Genomic DNA, 17,894 nt, shown 5'->3' with positions numbered 1-17,894 from the left:
CAACTGAACCTTTTTAATGACTCACTTCTAGTTTATTCTATGCAGATCTAACTCGCGCGGTAAGTGCGCAAGATCAAATAAATGGGCGGCATGGCCGGGAAATATTGATGCAAGAGCAATATCAACCTTCAGAAATTGAAGCTAAAGTGCAACAGCACTGGCAAGACACAAAAACATTTGAAGTCACCGAAGATGAAAACAAAGAGAAGTTCTATTGCCTCTCTATGTTTCCTTACCCTTCTGGCCGGCTACACATGGGTCATGTACGTAACTACACCATAGGTGACGTTGTCGCTCGTTACCAGCGACTTCAGGGAAAAAATGTATTACAGCCTATAGGTTGGGATTCATTTGGTCTTCCTGCTGAAAACGCTGCAATTAAGAACAACACAGCGCCTGCGCCTTGGACTTACGAAAACATCGATTACATGAAAAACCAGCTGAAAATGCTGGGTTTCGGCTATGACTGGAGCCGTGAAATCGCAACCTGTACCCCAGAGTACTATCGTTGGGAGCAGTGGTTTTTCACTAAGCTTTATGAAAAAGGCTTAGTCTACAAGAAAACGGCTTCGGTCAACTGGTGTCCGAACGATGAAACCGTTTTGGCTAACGAACAGGTTATCGATGGTTGTTGCTGGCGTTGTGATACTACGGTAGAACAAAAAGAGATCCCGCAGTGGTTTATCAAGATCACAGAGTATGCAGACGAGCTACTCAAAGATATCGATCAGTTAGACGAATGGCCTGAGCAAGTTAAGACCATGCAACGTAACTGGATTGGACGCAGCGAAGGCATCGAGATGACTTTCGGCGTTGTCGATAGCGAAGAGACTTTCGATATCTACACTACGCGTCCTGATACTGTAATGGGCGTAACTTATGTTGCAATTGCAGCGGGTCACCCACTTGCAGAAAAAGCAGCAGCAAATAACCCGGAACTTACCGACTTTATTGAAGAGTGCAAAAACGCCGATACTACCGAAGCCGCTCTGGCAGCGATGGAAAAGAAAGGTGTTGCCACAGGTCTCTATGCCACTCATCCAATAAGCGGTAAGCAGGTCCCTATCTGGGCTGCAAACTTCGTATTGATGAACTACGGTACGGGCGCTGTGATGTCAGTACCGGCTCACGACCAACGTGATTATGAATTTGCAACTAAGTACGGTTTAGCTATCGAAGGTGTGATCAAACCAGAAGATAGTGAATTAGACATCAGTGAAGAAGCTTATACCGAAAAGGGTGTTCTTTTTAACTCAGCTGAGTTTGATGGATTAACGTTCCAGGCTGCATTCGATGCTATCGATGCTAAGCTAACCAGCGAAGGCAAAGGCAAGCGTCAGGTTAACTTCCGTTTACGTGACTGGGGTGTCTCCCGCCAGCGTTACTGGGGCGCACCTATCCCTATGGTCACTCTTGCTGACGGAACTGTAGTTCCAACGCCGGAAGATCAACTGCCGGTCATTCTGCCTGAAGATGTTGTTATGGATGGGATCCAAAGCCCAATCAAGGCCGACAAAGAGTGGGCTAAAACTCAGGTGAATGGTCAGGAAGCATTCAGAGAGACTGATACCTTCGACACCTTTATGGAGTCATCTTGGTATTATGCCCGCTACTGTAGTCCACATGCAGATGAGATGTTAGATCCTGCTAAGGCTAACTACTGGCTGCCTGTCGATCAATATATCGGTGGTATTGAGCATGCGTGTATGCACCTGCTTTACTTCCGTTTCTTCCATAAGCTGCTACGTGATATTGGTTTGGTTAACTCCGATGAACCTGCTAAGCGTCTACTGACGCAAGGTATGGTATTGGCCGACGCTTTCTACTATAACAACGAGAAAGGCGCACGGGTTTGGGTTGCTCCGTCAGATGTGACCGTTCAGGAAACTGATGAAAAAGGCCGTATTCTAAAAGCCGTTGACAGCGAAGGTCATGAGCTTGTCTATACCGGTATGAGCAAGATGTCTAAGTCTAAAAACAACGGCATTGACCCTCAGGAGATGGTAGATAAGTACGGCGCCGACACGGTACGCCTGTTTATGATGTTTGCCGCACCACCTGAGCTGACGCTTGAGTGGCAAGAGTCGAGTGTGGAAGGTGCGCATCGCTTTATTAAGCGTTTGTGGAAAGTCGCCCATGATCATGTAGCTAAAGGTGCCACAGCTCAGTTAGACGTTAAATCTCTCGATGCTAAGCAGAAAGAGCTACGTCGCGAACTGCATAAGACAATTGTTAAGGTCGGTGATGATATTGAACGTCGACAGATGTTCAACACGGCCATCGCTTCAGTTATGGAGTTGATGAATCGTCTTCAGAAAGCACCAACTGAAACGCAGCAAGATCGTGCTCTGATGCAGGAAGCACTATCTTCAGTTGTCCGTCTGCTTTACCCTATCATTCCACACACTAGCTTTAGCTTGTGGAACGAACTGGGCAACCCTGAGAACATCGAAGATGTACGTTGGCCTGAAGCCGATCAGTCTGCACTCGTTGAAGAGAGTAAGCTAATCATCGTTCAGGTAAACGGTAAGCTGCGCGCTAAGATCACCGTCCCAGCGGATGCGACTAAAGAAGTTGTTGAGGAACAAGGTTTTGCAGAAGAGGGTGTGATTAAACATACCGAAGGTAAAACTGTTCGTAAAGTTATCTACGTACCGGGCAAGCTGCTCAACATCGTGGCTAACTAGAACTAGCGATACTGAGTTTTTTGCTCAGTGTCGTATCACTTAAAGGAATAAATGCCTAACTAATGCCGATGTTAATTAAACGCATATGTTTCGCAATTAATATGACGCTTAGCGTTTTGTTCAGCGTCATAACTTACAAGTGATATCACTAAAAGGAATAAATGCCTAGCTTATGCTAATTAAACGCATATGTTTCGCAATAATGGCACTGAGCATTTTGCTCAGTGCCGGTTGCGGCTTTAAACTTCAGGGAAGCTACTCTATTCCGGAGCAGCTAAGAACCCTACACCTTACCAGTCAAGATGAGTATAGCGAGCTGACTCGTCTGGTACGTGAGCGCTTACGTCTTCACAGTATTTCACTTGTAGAAGAGTCAGACGAAATACCTACCTTGAATATTTTGCGGGACTCACTGGATAGATCGACACTCTCCCTTTACCCAACGGGCAATGTGGCTGAGTATGAACTGACCTATCACGTAAAATTCACAGTAAGCTTACCGCAAGGTGAAGCACAGACATTCGAAGTCGATATTCAGCGGGATTACCTCGATGATCCACGCACTGCGTTAGCAAAAAGCCGAGAGATGGAATTGCTTTTAAAAGAGATGCGCATCCAGGCTGCAGACCGTATGATACAGACACTTGCATCGATAGAGATAAATTGATGGCTTTTTCAGCATCAGCTGTACAGTTCCACTATCTGCACTCATTTTTTTATATTGAGGTTTACTGATGAGGGTCTACCCGGATCAGCTAGGCCGTCATCTCAAACCGCTGCAACAATGCTACCTCATATTTGGCGATGATCCCTGGCTATGTGAAACCAGTCGAACACAGATCTATGCTCAGGCCAAATGTGATGGTTTTGAAGAAAAAATTCAACTGACACAAGAGAACAATTTTAACTGGAATGAGTTAGTTGACGAGTGGCAGGCGATGAGCTTGTTTTCGAGCAGACGAGTCATCGAACTCACACTTCCGCAAGCCAAACCAGGCAGCGAAGGTGGCGCTATTTTTCAACAGCTAATGCAGATGGAAAATCCAGATGTTCTGTTGATAATAACGGGTCCTAAGCTCGCAGCAGAGCAGACAAAGAGTAAATGGTTTAAGACGCTGGATGCTAAAGGTGTCTACATCCCCTGCGCAACCCCTGAAGGTCAACAATTTCAGCGCTGGCTCGATGGTCGCATCAGTCACTTTAAGTTGCGATTGACACGCGACGCCAGAGAGATGTTATTCAGTCTTTACGAGGGAAATTTACTCGCAGCCGATCAATCACTGCAACTACTGCAGCTGCTAAGTCCCAATACAGAGATAAATAGCCAACAACTCGAATCTTATTTCGAAGATCAATCACGATTCAGTGTATTTCAGCTCACCGATGCAATGTTAAATAATCATCAGGACAAGGCCCAGCATATTCTTTCACAGCTAAAGGCTGAAGGAGTTGCTATGCCGATAATCCTGTGGGGGGTATTTAAAGAGCTAACGATTTTGCTGCAGTTAAAGAGCGCGCTTGAAACTCAACAGTCACTGCAATCGCTTTGGAGCAAACTTAGGATCTGGGATAAGCGTAAGCCTTTATATCAGGCTGCACTTAACAGGTTGACGCTCACTCAAATTGAGTCTTTGCTCTGCGGTGCATCTGCCATTGAGTTAAAGCTCAAACAACAAGGAATTGAAGACTGGACAGGCATGAGCCATCTATGCCTGCTGTTTGACCCTAAAGCACATGCTAGCTTATCCCATATTGAACTCAACGAATGAAGCTAAAGTTAGCCATGCGTATCGGCACCTTTGGCTCCACTAGAGCAAACGCTAGCTTGTTTCATAGTAAACTCAACGAATGGAGCTAAGTTAATCATGCGTATAGGTTTATTACTCGGCACCTTTTACTTCACTAAAGCACATGCTAGCTTGTCTCATATAATACTCAACGAGTGGAGCTAAGTTAATCATGCGTATAGGTATACAGGGCGGCATCTTCGAGCCCAAACCTAGTATCTTCCATAGTAAACTCGACAAATGGAGCTAAGTTAGCCATGCGTATCGGTATATTGGGCGGTACCTTCGACCCCATCCACTTTGGTCATATTCGCCCGGCACTTGAGGTGAAAGAGAAGCTGAATTTGGATACTGTGTGGTTGATGCCAAACCATATCCCGCCTCATAAGTCGTCAACGTGTGTGAGTACAGAGCAGCGGCTCGAGATGGTTCAGCTTGTTTGCGAGCAATATGATGAATTTGACCTTTGTGACATCGAAGCCAAACGCGACAGCCCATCTTATCTGGTGACGACACTTAAACAACTCAGAAATGAACATCCTAATGATGAGTTCTACTTTATCATGGGGATGGACTCGCTCGTATCACTTCCGAGCTGGTACGAATGGAAATCAATATTTGAATTGTGCCATATCGTCGTTTCTCAGCGTCATGGCTGGTGCTTAAAACCTGATAGCACGGTCTACGAAGAATACGAACATAGGTTAAGCCCGAGCAATCAAATACCAGCGCAAAGCACCGGGCTCATTATCCCGGTTGAAATAGCCCCGCAACCCTACTCCTCTACAGAAATTCGCCATCAACTACTGAATGGCATCATTTCAGCAAATGCACTACCAAGTAAGATTATTAAATTTATTCAAAAAAATAGTCTTTATCAGCCCTAGGTTTAACCTCACCTTTATCACTTCCCCATGGGAAATTGCCATTCTGTATCACCAATCGCTTATGAGATTTGCCATAACCTGTTATACTACTGCGCTGTTAAAAATTTAATGAGGTATTCCGCGTGGATAGCGCCGAGCTAAAGCAATTTGTAATCGATAAAATCGAAGATTTAAAAGCCAAAGATATTGTTACATTAGAAGTATCTAACCAGTCTAACATCACTGATTACATGGTGGTTTGTTCTGGAACATCTAAAACTCATGTTAAAGCAATCGCTGAAAATGTAGTGGTTGAATCTAAGCGTGCCAAGCTACACATTTATGGTGTTGAAGGCCGTGAAAGCAGCGAGTGGGTGTTAGTTGACTTAGGTGATGTGATCCTTCATGTCATGCAAGACAAGACTCGTGATTTTTACGAACTTGAGAAGCTTTGGTCAGAAAAACCAGCTTAATGAAATTACAGTTAATCGCAGTTGGCACTCGAATGCCAGATTGGGTCACCATAGGTTTCCAGGAATACCAACGTCGTTTTCCCAGAGACATGGCACTCGAACTGGTTGAGATCCCTGCGGGGAAAAGAGGCAAGAATGCCGATATTGCTCGAATTCTTCATAAAGAAGGCGAGCAGATGTTGGCTGCTATTCCCAAAAGCAATCATATCGTCAGCTTAGATCTTCCAGGAAAAACCTGGACAACACCAGATCTTGCCACTCAATTAAGTAAGTGGCAGCTAGATGGGCGAGATGTGAGCCTGCTCATTGGTGGACCCGAAGGTCTTGCCCCTGCTTGTAAACAAGCAGCATCTCAAAGCTGGTGTCTATCCGCTTTGACTCTACCTCATCCATTAGTCAGAGTTATTGTTGCCGAAAGCCTCTATCGAGCTTGGAGCGTCAATAATAATCACCCTTACCATAGAGAATAGGTGTTCCGGTTGGGGCCTAAGCTAATTAGCTAAGGACAGGGCTATGTGTCAATCGCTTATATCTAAGCTGGAGAAAGTGTAAGTGGCGCCAAAGAAGCGGATAACTATGCATGACCACGCAGCGGAGGCATCGCTTTTCAAACGAAGAGCATTGTTTACATTCGCTTGCGTCGTCGTTTTGTTGGGAATATTACTGACAAACCTCTATCACCTGCAAATACTCTCTTATACCGACTATGAAACTCGTTCCAATGATAATCGTATCAGAGTTGTGCCTGTTGCACCGAGTCGAGGTCTGATATTCGACCGTCATGGTAAACTCTTAGCAGAAAATCAGCCATTCTTTTCCTTAGAACTCATCCCAGAGAAAGTAAAAGACATCCCTGCTGCACTGTCTGAATTAAGTACGCTTATACCACTGTCTGCCGATGAGCAGGAAGATTTCCAAAAGTCACTAAAATACCACAGACGTTTTAAGCCATTAACACTAAAGAACCGTCTAAGCGAAAGTGAAGTTGCACTATTCAGCGTCAATCGTCATCGATTTCCCGGAATATCTGTGGTTGCCGGGCTAAAACGCCACTACCCCTACAACGGGATGATGACCCATGCATTAGGCTATGTCGGAAGAATTAACGATCGAGACAGGGCAGCACTACAGCGTAATGATCTATGGAAAAATTACGCTGCTACCAAAGATATAGGTAAGCAAGGTATCGAGAAGTTCTATGAGAACTTGCTTCATGGTCAGCCCGGTCATTTAGAGGAAGAGGTCAATAACCGTGGCCGCACTATTCGAACACTAAAATCAGTTCCTCCGGTACCAGGTCAGGATATCTACCTAACTTTAGACTTAAAACTACAGGAAAAAGCAGTTGAATTGCTGAATGGTCGCAGGGGCTCTGTTGTGGCTATCGATCCTCGCGATGGCGGAATATTAGCTATGGTGTCGAGTCCAACCTATGACCCGAACCTTTTTGTACACGGGATCAGTAGCAAGGCATACAATGAGCTGCTCAACTCTCGTTCCCGCCCCCTGATTAACCGGGCAACCCAAGGTCAATATGCGCCGGCTTCGACAGTTAAGCCCCATATCGCATTACTCGGACTGGAAGAGAAAACAATCACAGCTAAGACTCGAGTTTGGGACCCCGGCTTCTGGCAGATCCCTGGCGTTGAGAGAAAATATAGAGACTGGAAACGTTGGGGACATGGCTGGGTAGATGTTAATAGCGCATTAGTCGGCTCTTGCGACACCTACTTTTATGAGCTTGCCTATAAAACAGGTGTAGATAAGATCGCCAATTTCATGCAACCCTTTGGTTTTGGTGAGCGAACTGGCGTCGACATTTTTGAAGAATCGACGGGCATTATGCCATCGAAAGATTGGAAGCGCATGAGGTATAACCAGCCTTGGTATATTGGAGACACCATCTCTGTAGGTATTGGTCAGGGCTACTGGACCACAACACCATTACAGCTCGCCAACGCTACGGCAATTATGGCTAACAAAGGTAAACGCTTTGTGCCACACCTGTTGAGATCAATAAAGGACAGCACCGCAAAAATTAACTCCCCCGTCGATGAGATGGCGCCGATTGAGCTTAAAAACCCTAAGAACTGGGACATCATCAATGACGCGATGAGAGATACGGCTCATAAGAAACGATTTAAAGATGCCACATATACTGCCGCAATGAAAACCGGTACGGCTCAGGTTATCAATGTGGCTGCAGATGAAAAATATGATGCCGATAATATCGATGAACATTTGCGAGATAACGCATTAGTTATTGCCTATGCCCCCTTTGAAAATCCCAAGATTGTACTGGCCGTTGTACTTGAAAATGCGGGCTGGGGTGGCGCTAATGCTGGCCCGGTTGCCAGGGCTCTGCTGGATGAATATATGTTACGAGATAGCTGGGAGTCGATTCAATGAGTACGCAGAACCATAGACCGAATATTTGGCAGCGACTCCATATCGATCTCCCACTCTTATTCGGCATACTCGCCTTAATGGGATTCGGTTTGTTCGTCATCTATTCAGCAGGCGGTGAAGACTTAGCCCTGATGGAACGCCAGCTTGTTCGAATGGGCTTATCACTGGTGATCATGTTTGTGGTTGCTCAGATTAACCCCGAGGTACTCAGGCGTTGGGCCTTTCCCATCTATCTGGCCGGAATTGTTTTGCTGCTTGGAGTACATTTTTTTGGTGAGATAAACAAAGGTGCGCAAAGGTGGCTAAACCTTGGCTTCATGGAGTTTCAACCATCGGAACTTATCAAGCTCGCCTTCCCAATCACTATGGCCTGGTACATAAGTAAGTTTCCACTTCCGCCAAAGAAAAGGTACTTAGCCGGTGCAGGGGTTATCTTACTGATTCCGACGCTCTTGATTGCCAAGCAACCGGACCTTGGTACCTCTATTCTCGTCGCGGCTTCGGGGATTTTCGTATTGTTTTTGTCGGGGATGAGCTGGGCAATTGTAGGTACCTTCATCGGTGGCGTCCTCGCCATGCTGCCAGTCTTGTGGTTTTTCTTGATGCATGACTATCAGCGAACCCGGGTACTCACCTTGCTCGACCCTGAAAAAGATCCTTTGGGCGCTGGCTATCATATTATTCAATCGAAGATCGCAATCGGCTCTGGCGGAATGTGGGGGAAAGGTTGGCTTGACGGTACGCAGTCTCAACTGGAGTTTCTCCCGGAACGTCATACAGACTTTATTTTCGCCGTCATAGGAGAAGAATTTGGTTTAATCGGTAGCATACTGCTACTTGCCATATACCTTTATGTCATAGGCAGGGGACTTGTTATTGCGTCCCGAGCCCAAACAAGCTTCGCTCGGCTGTTGGCTGGCAGTATCACCTTAACCTTCTTCGTTTATATATTTGTTAATATCGGCATGGTTTCAGGTTTGTTGCCTGTCGTCGGAGTCCCGCTCCCACTGATTAGTTATGGAGGCACATCCATGCTAACTTTGATGACAGGATTTGGTATATTAATGAGTATCCATACCCATAGACGCTTCATCGACAGATAAAGCAGTTGAGAAGTTTCGATATTGCGGGATGAAGCAACTCTCATGAAAGCGCTTCATCGACAATTAAGGCAAGTTCGCTAATATCGATACCTTAAACAGCTTAGAGTCCCTTTCATGGATATCAGAGAGAATGCTCGATATCCGACTCTAAGCATTTTTAACGAATAGGGACCTATAAGTGAAAATATTATCTAAACTGCTGCCTCCCCTGCTCTTTGCCACACTATCTTTAGGCACATCTGCACATACCAGCGACTCGAAGTTAGCTTCGGAAGAGGCCAGCGCATTGGCATTAAAATCTGAGTTTTTACAGACTCAGCTGGCCTTAGGTTTCTCAGAGAAAGAGGTGGAGACTTTTCTTGCTACGGCCAAATTTGATCAAGCTGTTATTGATGCGATGACTAAGCCTTGGGAAGCTAAACCCTGGCATCAGTACCACCCCATTTTTCTCACAGAAAAACGATTGAACGCCGGGCTAGATTTTTGGAAAGAACATGAAGTCACGGTGAGCCGGGCGGCCAAAGAGTTTGGTGTAGACCCGGAAATTATTATCGCGATTATCGGCATTGAAACTTTCTACGGTGGCTATATGGGCAACTACCCGGTTATCGATGCCCTGTATACGTTAGGCTTTTATTATCCTCCCAGAGCAACATTTTTCAGGAAAGAGCTGAGTAACTTACAAACTTTAACGAAAGAAGAAAGGCTTGATATCAATAACCTCAATGGTTCCTATGCCGGCGCTATGGGTTTCGGGCAGTTTATTCCGTCCAGCTACCGGCATTACGCAGTCGATTTTGATAATGACGGTCAAAGAGATCTGTTAAACAACCCTGTCGATGCCATCGGCAGTGTTGCAAACTACTTTCACCAACACGGCTGGGTCGAAAAGGCGCCGGTAGCAATACCGCTAACCATGTCAGCCGGACTGCCCTCTGATATACAAGTATGGGCTGGTGAGCGCATACATTATCAGGCATCGGATATCCTATCTCCATCAGTCTCCTTGGCTGAATCCATTGATCTGGACATTTCCCAGCCAGCTTTGGTGGTAGAGCTGGAACAGGAACTAAGCAGCGATTACTGGCTTGGTTTAAATAACTTTTATGTGATCACTCGCTATAATCGCAGTCCATTATATGCAATGGCTGTTTATCAATTCAGTCAGAAATTAAAGAAAGCTCACGATGCTCTATAAAAACACCGGATGGGTAATATCCCTATTTTTAACATTCCTTATCTCTGCATGCTCGAGCTCTAACGGTGGGCGTTATGATATGGAAAATGATAAAGCACCAAGCAGTGCACCAGATGTAACCAGAGTCGAGGATGCCCACCCTAAGTACGAACCCTATAGCCGTGGAGGAAATAAGAAAAACTACACGGTATTAGGAAAAGGGTATCAGGTGATGGATTCCGGCAAAGGGTACCAAGCAACGGGCATTGCCTCATGGTATGGGTCTAAATTTCATGGGCATTTGACCTCCAATGGCGAAACCTACGACATGTACTCCATGTCTGCAGCCCACAAAACGCTTCCCTTACCCAGCTATGTGAAAGTAACAAATCTTGATAACAGTAAACAAGTTATCGTGAGAGTGAACGACAGAGGCCCATTCCATGAAGGACGGATCATCGATCTCTCCTACGCCGCTGCGCACAGGCTGGACGTACTTAAAACGGGGACGGCAAAGGTAAAGATTGAGGTCATCTATATCGAAAACCCGGAATCTATCGCACTTGCAGAACTGAAAGAGACTAAATCACATTACATTCAAGTATTAGCCTCTTCGGATAAAGCGAAGATAGATGCACTTGCTAAAAACCTTGAAACGAAATACCAGCTTAAAACCAGACTCGTATCGTCCAACAATCTGCACAGGCTTCAGTTGGGACCGATAGGACAGCGCCAAATAGCGACCAAATTAAATGACAAACTAAAGAACGATGGGTATCCCCAAAGTTATATGATATCTGAGTAGGTTCATGGATTTTTTGAACAAGTACCGCAGCTTAGATATAGCTGTGGCACCAATTTATAAAGATTAATGAACCTTCACTGAATTAGTTTGTCGACTAATGATATACTCTCACGAGTTTTGATTTCCCGAATATAACCAAATAAGATGCGCCTTATTGATATGAATTTTTTTAATCGCCCTTTAAAAACACTTATCCTTGCGACCACGGTCGCTTGTTCTTTCGCTTATGCCGCCCCGGTCGTTACTCCCAACGCACCAACAGTTGCCGCAAAAGCCTTCATCTTAATGGATTACAATACAGGACAAGTCATAGCAGAAGAAAATGCCTATGAAAGCTTAAACCCGGCAAGCTTGACCAAGATGATGACCAGTTATGTTATTGGTCATGAAATTAAGGTCGGAAATATCTCACCTGACGATAAAGTCACTATCAGTAAGAAAGCCTGGTCGAAGAACTTCCCAGACTCTTCGAAGATGTTTATCGAAGTGGGTAAACAAGTTACTGTCGATGATCTTAATCATGGCATCATCATCCAATCGGGTAACGATGCATGTGTTGCCATGGCAGAACATATTGCAGGTACAGAAGATGGCTTCGTCGATCTGATGAACTCGTGGTCAAAGCAACTTGGCATGGAAGACAGCTATTTTGAAAACTCGCATGGTCTGGATTCTGAGAATCACAAAACTACAGCCTACGATATGGCGCTTTTAGGTGCAGCACTTATCCGTGATGTACCTGAAGAGTATGTGTTATATAAGAAGAAATCATTCACTTACAACAGTATCAAACAGTATAACCGTAATGGACTGCTGTGGGATAAGAGTATGAATGTCGACGGCATTAAGACCGGTCATACGTCTGGTGCTGGTTACAACTTAGTCACCTCTGCGACTAAGGATGGAATGCGACTTGTTGCTGTTGTAATGGGCACAAAAAGTGAGTCTGCCCGTAAAGCTGAAAGCAAAAAAATTCTAAACTATGGATTCCGTTTTTTCGAAACGATTACTCCTTATAAAGCAGGCGAAAGCTTCGTGACTCAACAGATCTGGTATGGTGATAAAGAATCTGTAGACTTAGGTGTACTCACTGATACACCAATTACGATAAGCCGCGGCCAGGCTAAAAATCTACAGGCAAATTTCGAATTAACTAAAGAACTTACCGCGCCATTAGCCAAGGGCGAAACTGTCGGACGGATCTTCTTCCAGCTAAATGGTAAAGATATTGCTCAATTCCCGCTTGTGACGCTGCAAGAAGTGAATGAGGGTAGTTGGTTTAGCAAGTTAATGGATTACTTCAAGCAGATGTTCTCAGGCTGGTTCAGCTAAGAGTTGAGATTGAAGAGATAGCTCAAGCCACCTTAGGGTGGCTTTTTGCATTTTATCCCTATTCGCCTTGAAATAGGTATAATTGGCACCATATATAGAAGCAAATAGCTCAATACTAATCGGCAAGAGAATACAGTTATGTTAGATACAAAGTTTGATGAACTAATGGAATTTCCATGTGCATTTCCATATAAAGTTGTAGGTGACGCCAGTAACACACTTGCTGATAGAGTTGTGGAAGTCGTTCAACGACATGTTCCTGGTGACTACGCACCGACTTCGAAGACCTCGAGTAAAGGAACCTACAACTCAATCACCATCAGAGTCACAGTGCAAAACAAAGAGCAGGTTGAGACCCTTTATACCGAACTTGCAGCTATTGAAGGTGTTAAACGCGTTCTTTAGCATTCGCCAACACAATAGATGCCTGTGAGTGTATCTGGGCATAATGCTTCGGTAAGAGAGTGCATAGCCTGCTAAATGTGATCTAGCTTACATTTATTGAATAGAAGCGTATAATGTCCGCCATTATTGTTTAGGGGAGAGGTTGCCCTTGTCAGAGAGCTCTTTACACGTCAGATACCTTGGTAAACAAGACTACGAATCTGTATGGCATGCAATGCAGGACTATACAGATAATCGAGACGCTTCTAGTCCGGATCAACTTTGGATCGTTGAACACCCTCCTGTTTTTACCCAAGGGCAAGCAGGAAAGAGTGAACACATTTTAAATCCGGGCGATATTCCTGTCATTCAGGTTGACCGTGGCGGACAAGTGACTTATCACGGTCCCGGTCAGCTGGTTGCTTACCCGCTAATCAATATCAAGAGGCTCAAAATTGGTGTCAGACAGTTGGTAACCGATATTGAAAATAGCATTGTACAGATGCTGGAGGCATATCAGGTTAAAGCTTATGCCAAAGCCGACGCTCCTGGTGTCTATGTTGATGAGCGTAAAGTTGCATCATTAGGACTCAGAATTCGTAAAGGCTGCTCATTCCACGGATTGGCTCTCAACGTCGACATGGATATGAGTCCATTTCAACGTATCAACCCATGTGGTTATGCTGGCTTAGAAATGGTGCAGTGCAAACAGTTAGGTGGCCCTCAAACAGTTGAAGAGGCAGGCGAGCAGCTCGTTAAAACCTTTAGCCACAATTTAGGCTATCAAAATCTAGTTCACCATCAAGGATTATCAGAGTCATATGAGTAGGCCAGAAAGATTACAACCAGGTGTCAAGCTTAGGGATGCAGATAAAGTCGCTCGTATCCCTGTCAAAGTGGTTCCCTCTGAACGTGAGACAATGTTGCGTAAGCCTGATTGGCTCAGAGTAAAATTACCGGCATCGAGCCAACGTATCGATGAAATAAAGAAAGCGTTACGTAAAAATGAGCTTCACTCTGTGTGTGAAGAAGCATCATGTCCTAACCTTGCCGAGTGTTTTAACCACGGAACGGCAACCTTCATGATATTAGGCGCGATCTGTACCCGACGTTGTCCGTTTTGCGACGTTGCCCATGGACGTCCATTGAAGCCTGATGCTAATGAGCCAAAGAAAATGGCTCAAACTATCAAAGATATGAAGCTTAAATATGTGGTGATCACATCTGTCGATCGTGACGATCTTCGAGATGGTGGAGCACAGCATTTTGCAGATTGTATCCGAGAAATTCGTTTACTTAATCCAAGTATAAAGATTGAGATCTTAGTTCCTGATTTCCGAGGCCGTATCGATGCTGCTCTGGATATTTTAGCGACTGAGCCACCGGATGTTTTCAACCACAACCTTGAAACAGCACCGATGCATTATCGCAAAGCGAGGCCGGGTGCGAATTATCAATGGTCGTTGGATCTGCTCAAGAAGTTTAAAGAGCGTCACCCGGACATTCCGACTAAGTCTGGTTTGATGATGGGGTTAGGAGAGACCAACGAGCAGATAGCCGATGTGTTAAAAGATCTACGCGCTCATAACGTTGAAATGCTTACATTAGGCCAATATCTGCAGCCTTCAAAGTTCCATCTTCCTGTTGAGCGCTATGTGCCGCCAGCAGAATTTGATGAGCTTAGAGAATTTGCCGAGAGCATTGGCTTTACTCACGCAGCTTGTGGCCCCATGGTTCGATCCAGTTACCATGCAGATCTGCAAGCTCAGGGTAAAGAAGTGAAATAACACCTTTACTTCAAATAGATTAAATAGCGTCGTTGAGTAATTAGCTGACGCTATTTTTTTATCTGCTAAGATGAAGCTCCATCAAAATAGCATCTTCACTACCATCTTCAGTTTTATAGTAGCCTTTACGACGCCCGGTCTCTTTAAACCCATCTCTTATATATAACGCTTTTGCGGCCACACCTGACTCTCTAACCTCAAGGAAGAGCGTCTCTGCCCCCCCCTCACAAGCAGTTGCTATAACATGCAGCAACAACAGATGGCCTAAACCTCGGCCTTGTGATTTTGGAGCTATACAGATATCCATAAGAGTCGCATCTTCAAAAATCTGATGCAGGATCGCAAAGCCTTGTAACTCACCTTCTAAATAAACGCCTATTGAGGTGTATAAAGACCCAAAGCAAGTTTCAATAGTAGAGAGACTCATAGGATGAGAATGTGCAAGAGAGGCGATGTGAGCCATCTCAGAGCTTACAGTGATATCCAGAGTGGAAAACTGTGGTGTTAACTCGACTGTCACTTGCTCAGCTCCTGTTGAGCTACAATCATATTCCAAAGTTTCCTCTTATTGTCTGCCACCTTCTCAAGTTCACTCAAAGGAGCAGAGGTTAGCGTTGCATTTGCTCTGGGGACCTTTACCCTGCGCATATCCCATATAACCTCAGAGCCTTTAGGTGATGCAGTTGTGAATGTGCAATGAGTAAAGGGACACTCAATTAATGACAGCACAGTTGAGATGATTGGATGAGTTTCTAACTCCAGAGAGACCTTATCGACCAAGATAACATAAGCTTGTTTAACCTCACTCCCCTGACTCCACCTCGAAATCCCCATTGCATCCAGATATGCTGACTTTTCCACGCTAATGTCACTTAAATATTGAATATGATGTCTAATAGGATACCAGTTTATCTATCGTGTTATTAGCTCAATAGAGATGAATGGAGACATACCTGAAAGCTTCAGGCCCCACGCAACCGTTCTCAAAGCAACAAGATATAACCAATGGTTCAATGAGCAGCGGTTGGAGATAGAATACTAATCTATTGGCTGAACGCCAGATGCGAAAAAGCCGAGCTAATGCTCGGCTTTTTCTTAATGTGGCAGGGGTAGCAAGACTCGAACTCGCAACCATCGGTTTTGGAGACCGCTGTTCTACCAATTGGAACTATACCCCTGTTGACGAGACGCATTATGCTTAAACTCCCCCAAAAGGTAAAGTACTATTTATGATAAAACCGCTTAACTGCGGCTTTTTCAGTCACAAAAGACTTTAGTGATTTATTTTTAAACGAAACTTTGTGAAATTAACATTAGTTAATGCTAAACATCATTTGTCCGGCAATAAGGAGGAACCATAACAAAGTAATAAGATAAAGAATCGCAGATACATTTTCCGTACTAGCCTGTACAAACCTTCAAAATACAAGTTAAGCCACTCCCGGCTGAAGTCGGCCCGACGATCCACAGCCCCCTGTAGCAGCGCGCTGCAACCTTAAAGCTTGTACCATTGCTTTAAGGTTGCAGCACACAATTCTATAAGGGTCTAAGAGGTATGCCCCATGGGCGGGAAAGGTAGAATGATGCAAGAGCTTGTTGCTGAGAATAACTATTAGCTTCAAGCATCCTATAGCCACATGGATTTGGTATATATCTATATTGCAGGAGCAAACATAGTCCTTGCCTACAGAACTTTGAACTCTCGCTGAATGGTCATGCAATTAATAAGTCCTAAATATCTAAACACGTTTCAGGACAAAACATGGAAAAGAAAAAGGCCCAGCATTTCTGCCAGGCCTTCAAGAATTTGGCAGGGGTAGCAAGACTCGAACTCGCAACCATCGGTTTTGGAGACCGCTGTTCTACCAATTGGAACTATACCCCTGTTGATGGGACGGATTTTGCTAAATATCACCCAAAAGGTAAAGTATTTTTTTATATAAAACCCATCACTTGCGGCTTTTCCAAGCATTTTCAAACATCGGGGCTAAAACATAACCCCATACCTTGAACATAGCCCACAAAGAAAAGCTAATACAGGCTACCACTCCGCGATTCTGCGTGGACACTACATCTGGCTTGTGTATAGAACAGTGGCCCAAAAGGTTAACCAATACACCTTATAATCCGAAGTGCATTCATGCCCCCACAAGTAGAGCCTCCTTGATATAAACACAGTTCTATACAGCTCAGCAAAGACGCCTGACATGGTCAGCTACGGGTAAGCACTCCCCGTTCCATAGGAACAAAGCTGCGCCCTTTCCTGGCGTTATCGTTTATTAGGCGTTTGTAAATGACCTACGACCCACACGGATGTGGGGGAGTGTCAATAATGCAGGATGCAATTATCGACCTCTGTCCACGCAGTCGACACTCGGGGGGAAAGCAAGGCGCTATATATACGCACTATTTAGCCACTTAGATCTAATAGTGAGTGAACGCGGAGAATCTATGATTAGTAGCGGGAGGCAAGCCACATGGATGTGGTGAATGGCTGAAACGCATGGATGCAGTTTATGGCCCCGCTCAGCGGCGGGTCGACCGCCATGGCCTTTCATTGGTATCCCTGCCACCAAGGCATTTGTTAATCCTAAACATCAGATGGCGGAAGTGCCGTTATTGAAGGAGCATATATCGACCGGCATCGGGAGTAGGCATTGCACGTACGTGCTTAAGTGGATAAGCCACCTGATATCAATACCGCTCTATACAGCCAAGCAAAGGCACCAGTCATGGTCAGCTACGCTAAAGCTCCGCGCTCATAAGCACATCGCTATCGCGATATTCACCCTACGACCGCCAAGACCTTTCATTGGCATCCCTGCCACCAAGGCATTTGTTAATCCTAAACATCAGATGGCGGAAGTGTCGATTATGCAGGATGCAATTATCGACCTATCACATGGCTATTGAGCCTAACAAAGAGACTATAGACCCTGACCGCCATGGATGGCGGAAATGCCGTTAATGCATGGATGCAATTAACGGCCACATCGACGAAGTCGCTACGGGCTGCATGTGAAGTAGGCATTGCACGCACGTGCTTAAGTGGATAAGCCGCCTGATTTCGCTGCAGGTCACTTC

18 protein-coding genes and 2 tRNA genes are annotated in these 17,894 nt (G+C 45.0%); 15 read left to right on the top strand and 5 right to left on the bottom strand.

Annotated features, from left to right (window positions below; all coding sequences use genetic code 11):
- Positions 1–107 precede the first annotated feature (107 nt).
- From leuS to lipA, 14 genes are all read left to right on the top strand, one after another.
- Positions 108–2,687, top strand: a complete 2,580-nt coding sequence (gene leuS / locus EKG39_RS21630) for a leucine--tRNA ligase (protein ID WP_126508067.1) — start codon at positions 108–110, stop codon at positions 2,685–2,687.
- Between the two features lie 172 nt (positions 2,688–2,859).
- Entirely contained in the window at positions 2,860–3,354 is a 495-nt protein-coding gene (locus tag EKG39_RS21625) for an LPS-assembly lipoprotein LptE (RefSeq protein WP_126508066.1), read from the top strand.
- A 67-nt stretch (positions 3,355–3,421) separates the two neighbouring features.
- The gene (gene holA / locus EKG39_RS21620; RefSeq protein ID WP_126508065.1) at positions 3,422–4,456 is read left to right on the top strand and encodes a DNA polymerase III subunit delta; all 1,035 of its coding nucleotides are present in this window, start codon (positions 3,422–3,424) and stop codon (positions 4,454–4,456) included.
- Between the two features lie 275 nt (positions 4,457–4,731).
- Positions 4,732–5,361 (top strand): nicotinate-nucleotide adenylyltransferase, encoded by a 630-nt coding sequence (nadD, locus tag EKG39_RS21615; RefSeq protein ID WP_126508064.1) that lies wholly within the window; start codon positions 4,732–4,734, stop codon positions 5,359–5,361.
- A gap of 122 nt (positions 5,362–5,483) precedes the next feature.
- Positions 5,484–5,813: a ribosome silencing factor gene (gene rsfS / locus EKG39_RS21610; RefSeq protein WP_012143817.1), complete on the top strand. Its 330-nt coding sequence runs from the start codon at positions 5,484–5,486 to the stop codon at positions 5,811–5,813.
- Entirely contained in the window at positions 5,813–6,283 is a 471-nt protein-coding gene (rlmH, locus tag EKG39_RS21605) for a 23S rRNA (pseudouridine(1915)-N(3))-methyltransferase RlmH (RefSeq protein ID WP_126508063.1), read from the top strand. Before rsfS ends, rlmH begins: the two co-directional genes overlap by 1 nt.
- An 82-nt stretch (positions 6,284–6,365) precedes the next feature.
- A complete protein-coding gene (mrdA, locus tag EKG39_RS21600; protein ID WP_126508062.1) occupies positions 6,366–8,222 on the top strand; it encodes a penicillin-binding protein 2 in 1,857 nt (618 codons plus the stop codon).
- On the top strand, positions 8,219–9,325 hold the full coding sequence (rodA, locus tag EKG39_RS21595; protein ID WP_126508061.1) for a rod shape-determining protein RodA: 1,107 nt from the start codon (positions 8,219–8,221) through the stop codon (positions 9,323–9,325). The genes mrdA and rodA overlap by 4 nt, the downstream gene beginning before the upstream one ends.
- Before the next feature lie 178 nt (positions 9,326–9,503).
- The gene (gene mltB / locus EKG39_RS21590; RefSeq protein ID WP_126508060.1) at positions 9,504–10,523 is read left to right on the top strand and encodes a lytic murein transglycosylase B; all 1,020 of its coding nucleotides are present in this window, start codon (positions 9,504–9,506) and stop codon (positions 10,521–10,523) included.
- Positions 10,513–11,307, top strand: a complete 795-nt coding sequence (locus EKG39_RS21585) for a septal ring lytic transglycosylase RlpA family protein (protein WP_126508059.1) — start codon at positions 10,513–10,515, stop codon at positions 11,305–11,307. The genes mltB and EKG39_RS21585 overlap by 11 nt, the downstream gene beginning before the upstream one ends.
- Before the next feature lie 159 nt (positions 11,308–11,466).
- On the top strand, positions 11,467–12,639 hold the full coding sequence (locus EKG39_RS21580; RefSeq protein ID WP_041421790.1) for a serine hydrolase: 1,173 nt from the start codon (positions 11,467–11,469) through the stop codon (positions 12,637–12,639).
- A gap of 138 nt (positions 12,640–12,777) precedes the next feature.
- Entirely contained in the window at positions 12,778–13,044 is a 267-nt protein-coding gene (gene ybeD, locus EKG39_RS21575; RefSeq protein WP_126508058.1) for a DUF493 family protein YbeD, read from the top strand.
- Between the two features lie 148 nt (positions 13,045–13,192).
- Positions 13,193–13,852, top strand: a complete 660-nt coding sequence (gene lipB, locus EKG39_RS21570) for a lipoyl(octanoyl) transferase LipB (RefSeq protein ID WP_126508057.1) — start codon at positions 13,193–13,195, stop codon at positions 13,850–13,852.
- Positions 13,845–14,810, top strand: a complete 966-nt coding sequence (lipA, locus tag EKG39_RS21565; RefSeq protein ID WP_126508056.1) for a lipoyl synthase — start codon at positions 13,845–13,847, stop codon at positions 14,808–14,810. The genes lipB and lipA overlap by 8 nt, the downstream gene beginning before the upstream one ends.
- A 58-nt stretch (positions 14,811–14,868) precedes the next feature.
- Here lipA and rimI read toward each other — a convergent pair whose 3' ends face one another.
- From rimI to EKG39_RS21545, 4 genes are all read right to left on the bottom strand, one after another.
- Positions 14,869–15,273 carry a ribosomal protein S18-alanine N-acetyltransferase gene (gene rimI / locus EKG39_RS21560; protein ID WP_126508089.1) on the bottom strand — a complete coding sequence of 135 codons (405 nt, stop codon included), beginning with the start codon at positions 15,271–15,273 and terminating at the stop codon, positions 14,869–14,871.
- Positions 15,274–15,326: 53 nt separating this feature from the next.
- Entirely contained in the window at positions 15,327–15,671 is a 345-nt protein-coding gene (locus tag EKG39_RS21555; protein ID WP_126508055.1) for a hypothetical protein, read from the bottom strand.
- A gap of 240 nt (positions 15,672–15,911) precedes the next feature.
- Positions 15,912–15,988 (bottom strand) — tRNA-Trp (locus EKG39_RS21550).
- Positions 15,989–16,618: 630 nt separating this feature from the next.
- A tRNA-Trp gene (locus EKG39_RS21545) sits at positions 16,619–16,695 on the bottom strand.
- Between the two features lie 605 nt (positions 16,696–17,300).
- Between EKG39_RS21545 and EKG39_RS21540 the strand changes: the two genes are divergently transcribed.
- Positions 17,301–17,723, top strand: a complete 423-nt coding sequence (locus EKG39_RS21540) for a hypothetical protein (RefSeq protein ID WP_126508054.1) — start codon at positions 17,301–17,303, stop codon at positions 17,721–17,723.
- On the opposite strand, the gene EKG39_RS23480 is transcribed toward EKG39_RS21540, so the two are convergent.
- The coding region (locus EKG39_RS23480; protein ID WP_185817681.1) for a hypothetical protein at positions 17,698–17,894 on the bottom strand (197 nt) is incomplete at its 5' end. The genes EKG39_RS21540 and EKG39_RS23480 overlap by 26 nt on opposite strands.

Source organism: Shewanella atlantica, assembly GCF_003966265.1.
In the GTDB taxonomy this organism is placed as follows: Bacteria; Pseudomonadota; Gammaproteobacteria; order Enterobacterales; family Shewanellaceae; genus Shewanella; species Shewanella atlantica.
Note: the sequence above shows the minus strand (reverse complement) of the source record. Positions and strands in the feature narration are given on the sequence as shown.

Coding starts and splice junctions, on each gene's coding strand:
- nadD (WP_126508064.1), top strand. CDS start 4,732: ATGCGTATCGGTATATTGGGCGGTACCTTCGACCCCATCCACTTTGGT.
- EKG39_RS21540 (WP_126508054.1), top strand. CDS start 17,301: ATGGCTGAAACGCATGGATGCAGTTTATGGCCCCGCTCAGCGGCGGGT.
- rimI (WP_126508089.1), bottom strand. CDS start 15,273: ATGGCTCACATCGCCTCTCTTGCACATTCTCATCCTATGAGTCTCTCT.
- ybeD (WP_126508058.1), top strand. CDS start 12,778: ATGTTAGATACAAAGTTTGATGAACTAATGGAATTTCCATGTGCATTT.
- lipA (WP_126508056.1), top strand. CDS start 13,845: ATGAGTAGGCCAGAAAGATTACAACCAGGTGTCAAGCTTAGGGATGCA.
- EKG39_RS21625 (WP_126508066.1), top strand. CDS start 2,860: ATGCTAATTAAACGCATATGTTTCGCAATAATGGCACTGAGCATTTTG.
- EKG39_RS21585 (WP_126508059.1), top strand. CDS start 10,513: ATGCTCTATAAAAACACCGGATGGGTAATATCCCTATTTTTAACATTC.
- rlmH (WP_126508063.1), top strand. CDS start 5,813: ATGAAATTACAGTTAATCGCAGTTGGCACTCGAATGCCAGATTGGGTC.
- rodA (WP_126508061.1), top strand. CDS start 8,219: ATGAGTACGCAGAACCATAGACCGAATATTTGGCAGCGACTCCATATC.
- EKG39_RS21580 (WP_041421790.1), top strand. CDS start 11,467: ATGAATTTTTTTAATCGCCCTTTAAAAACACTTATCCTTGCGACCACG.
- leuS (WP_126508067.1), top strand. CDS start 108: ATGCAAGAGCAATATCAACCTTCAGAAATTGAAGCTAAAGTGCAACAG.
- holA (WP_126508065.1), top strand. CDS start 3,422: ATGAGGGTCTACCCGGATCAGCTAGGCCGTCATCTCAAACCGCTGCAA.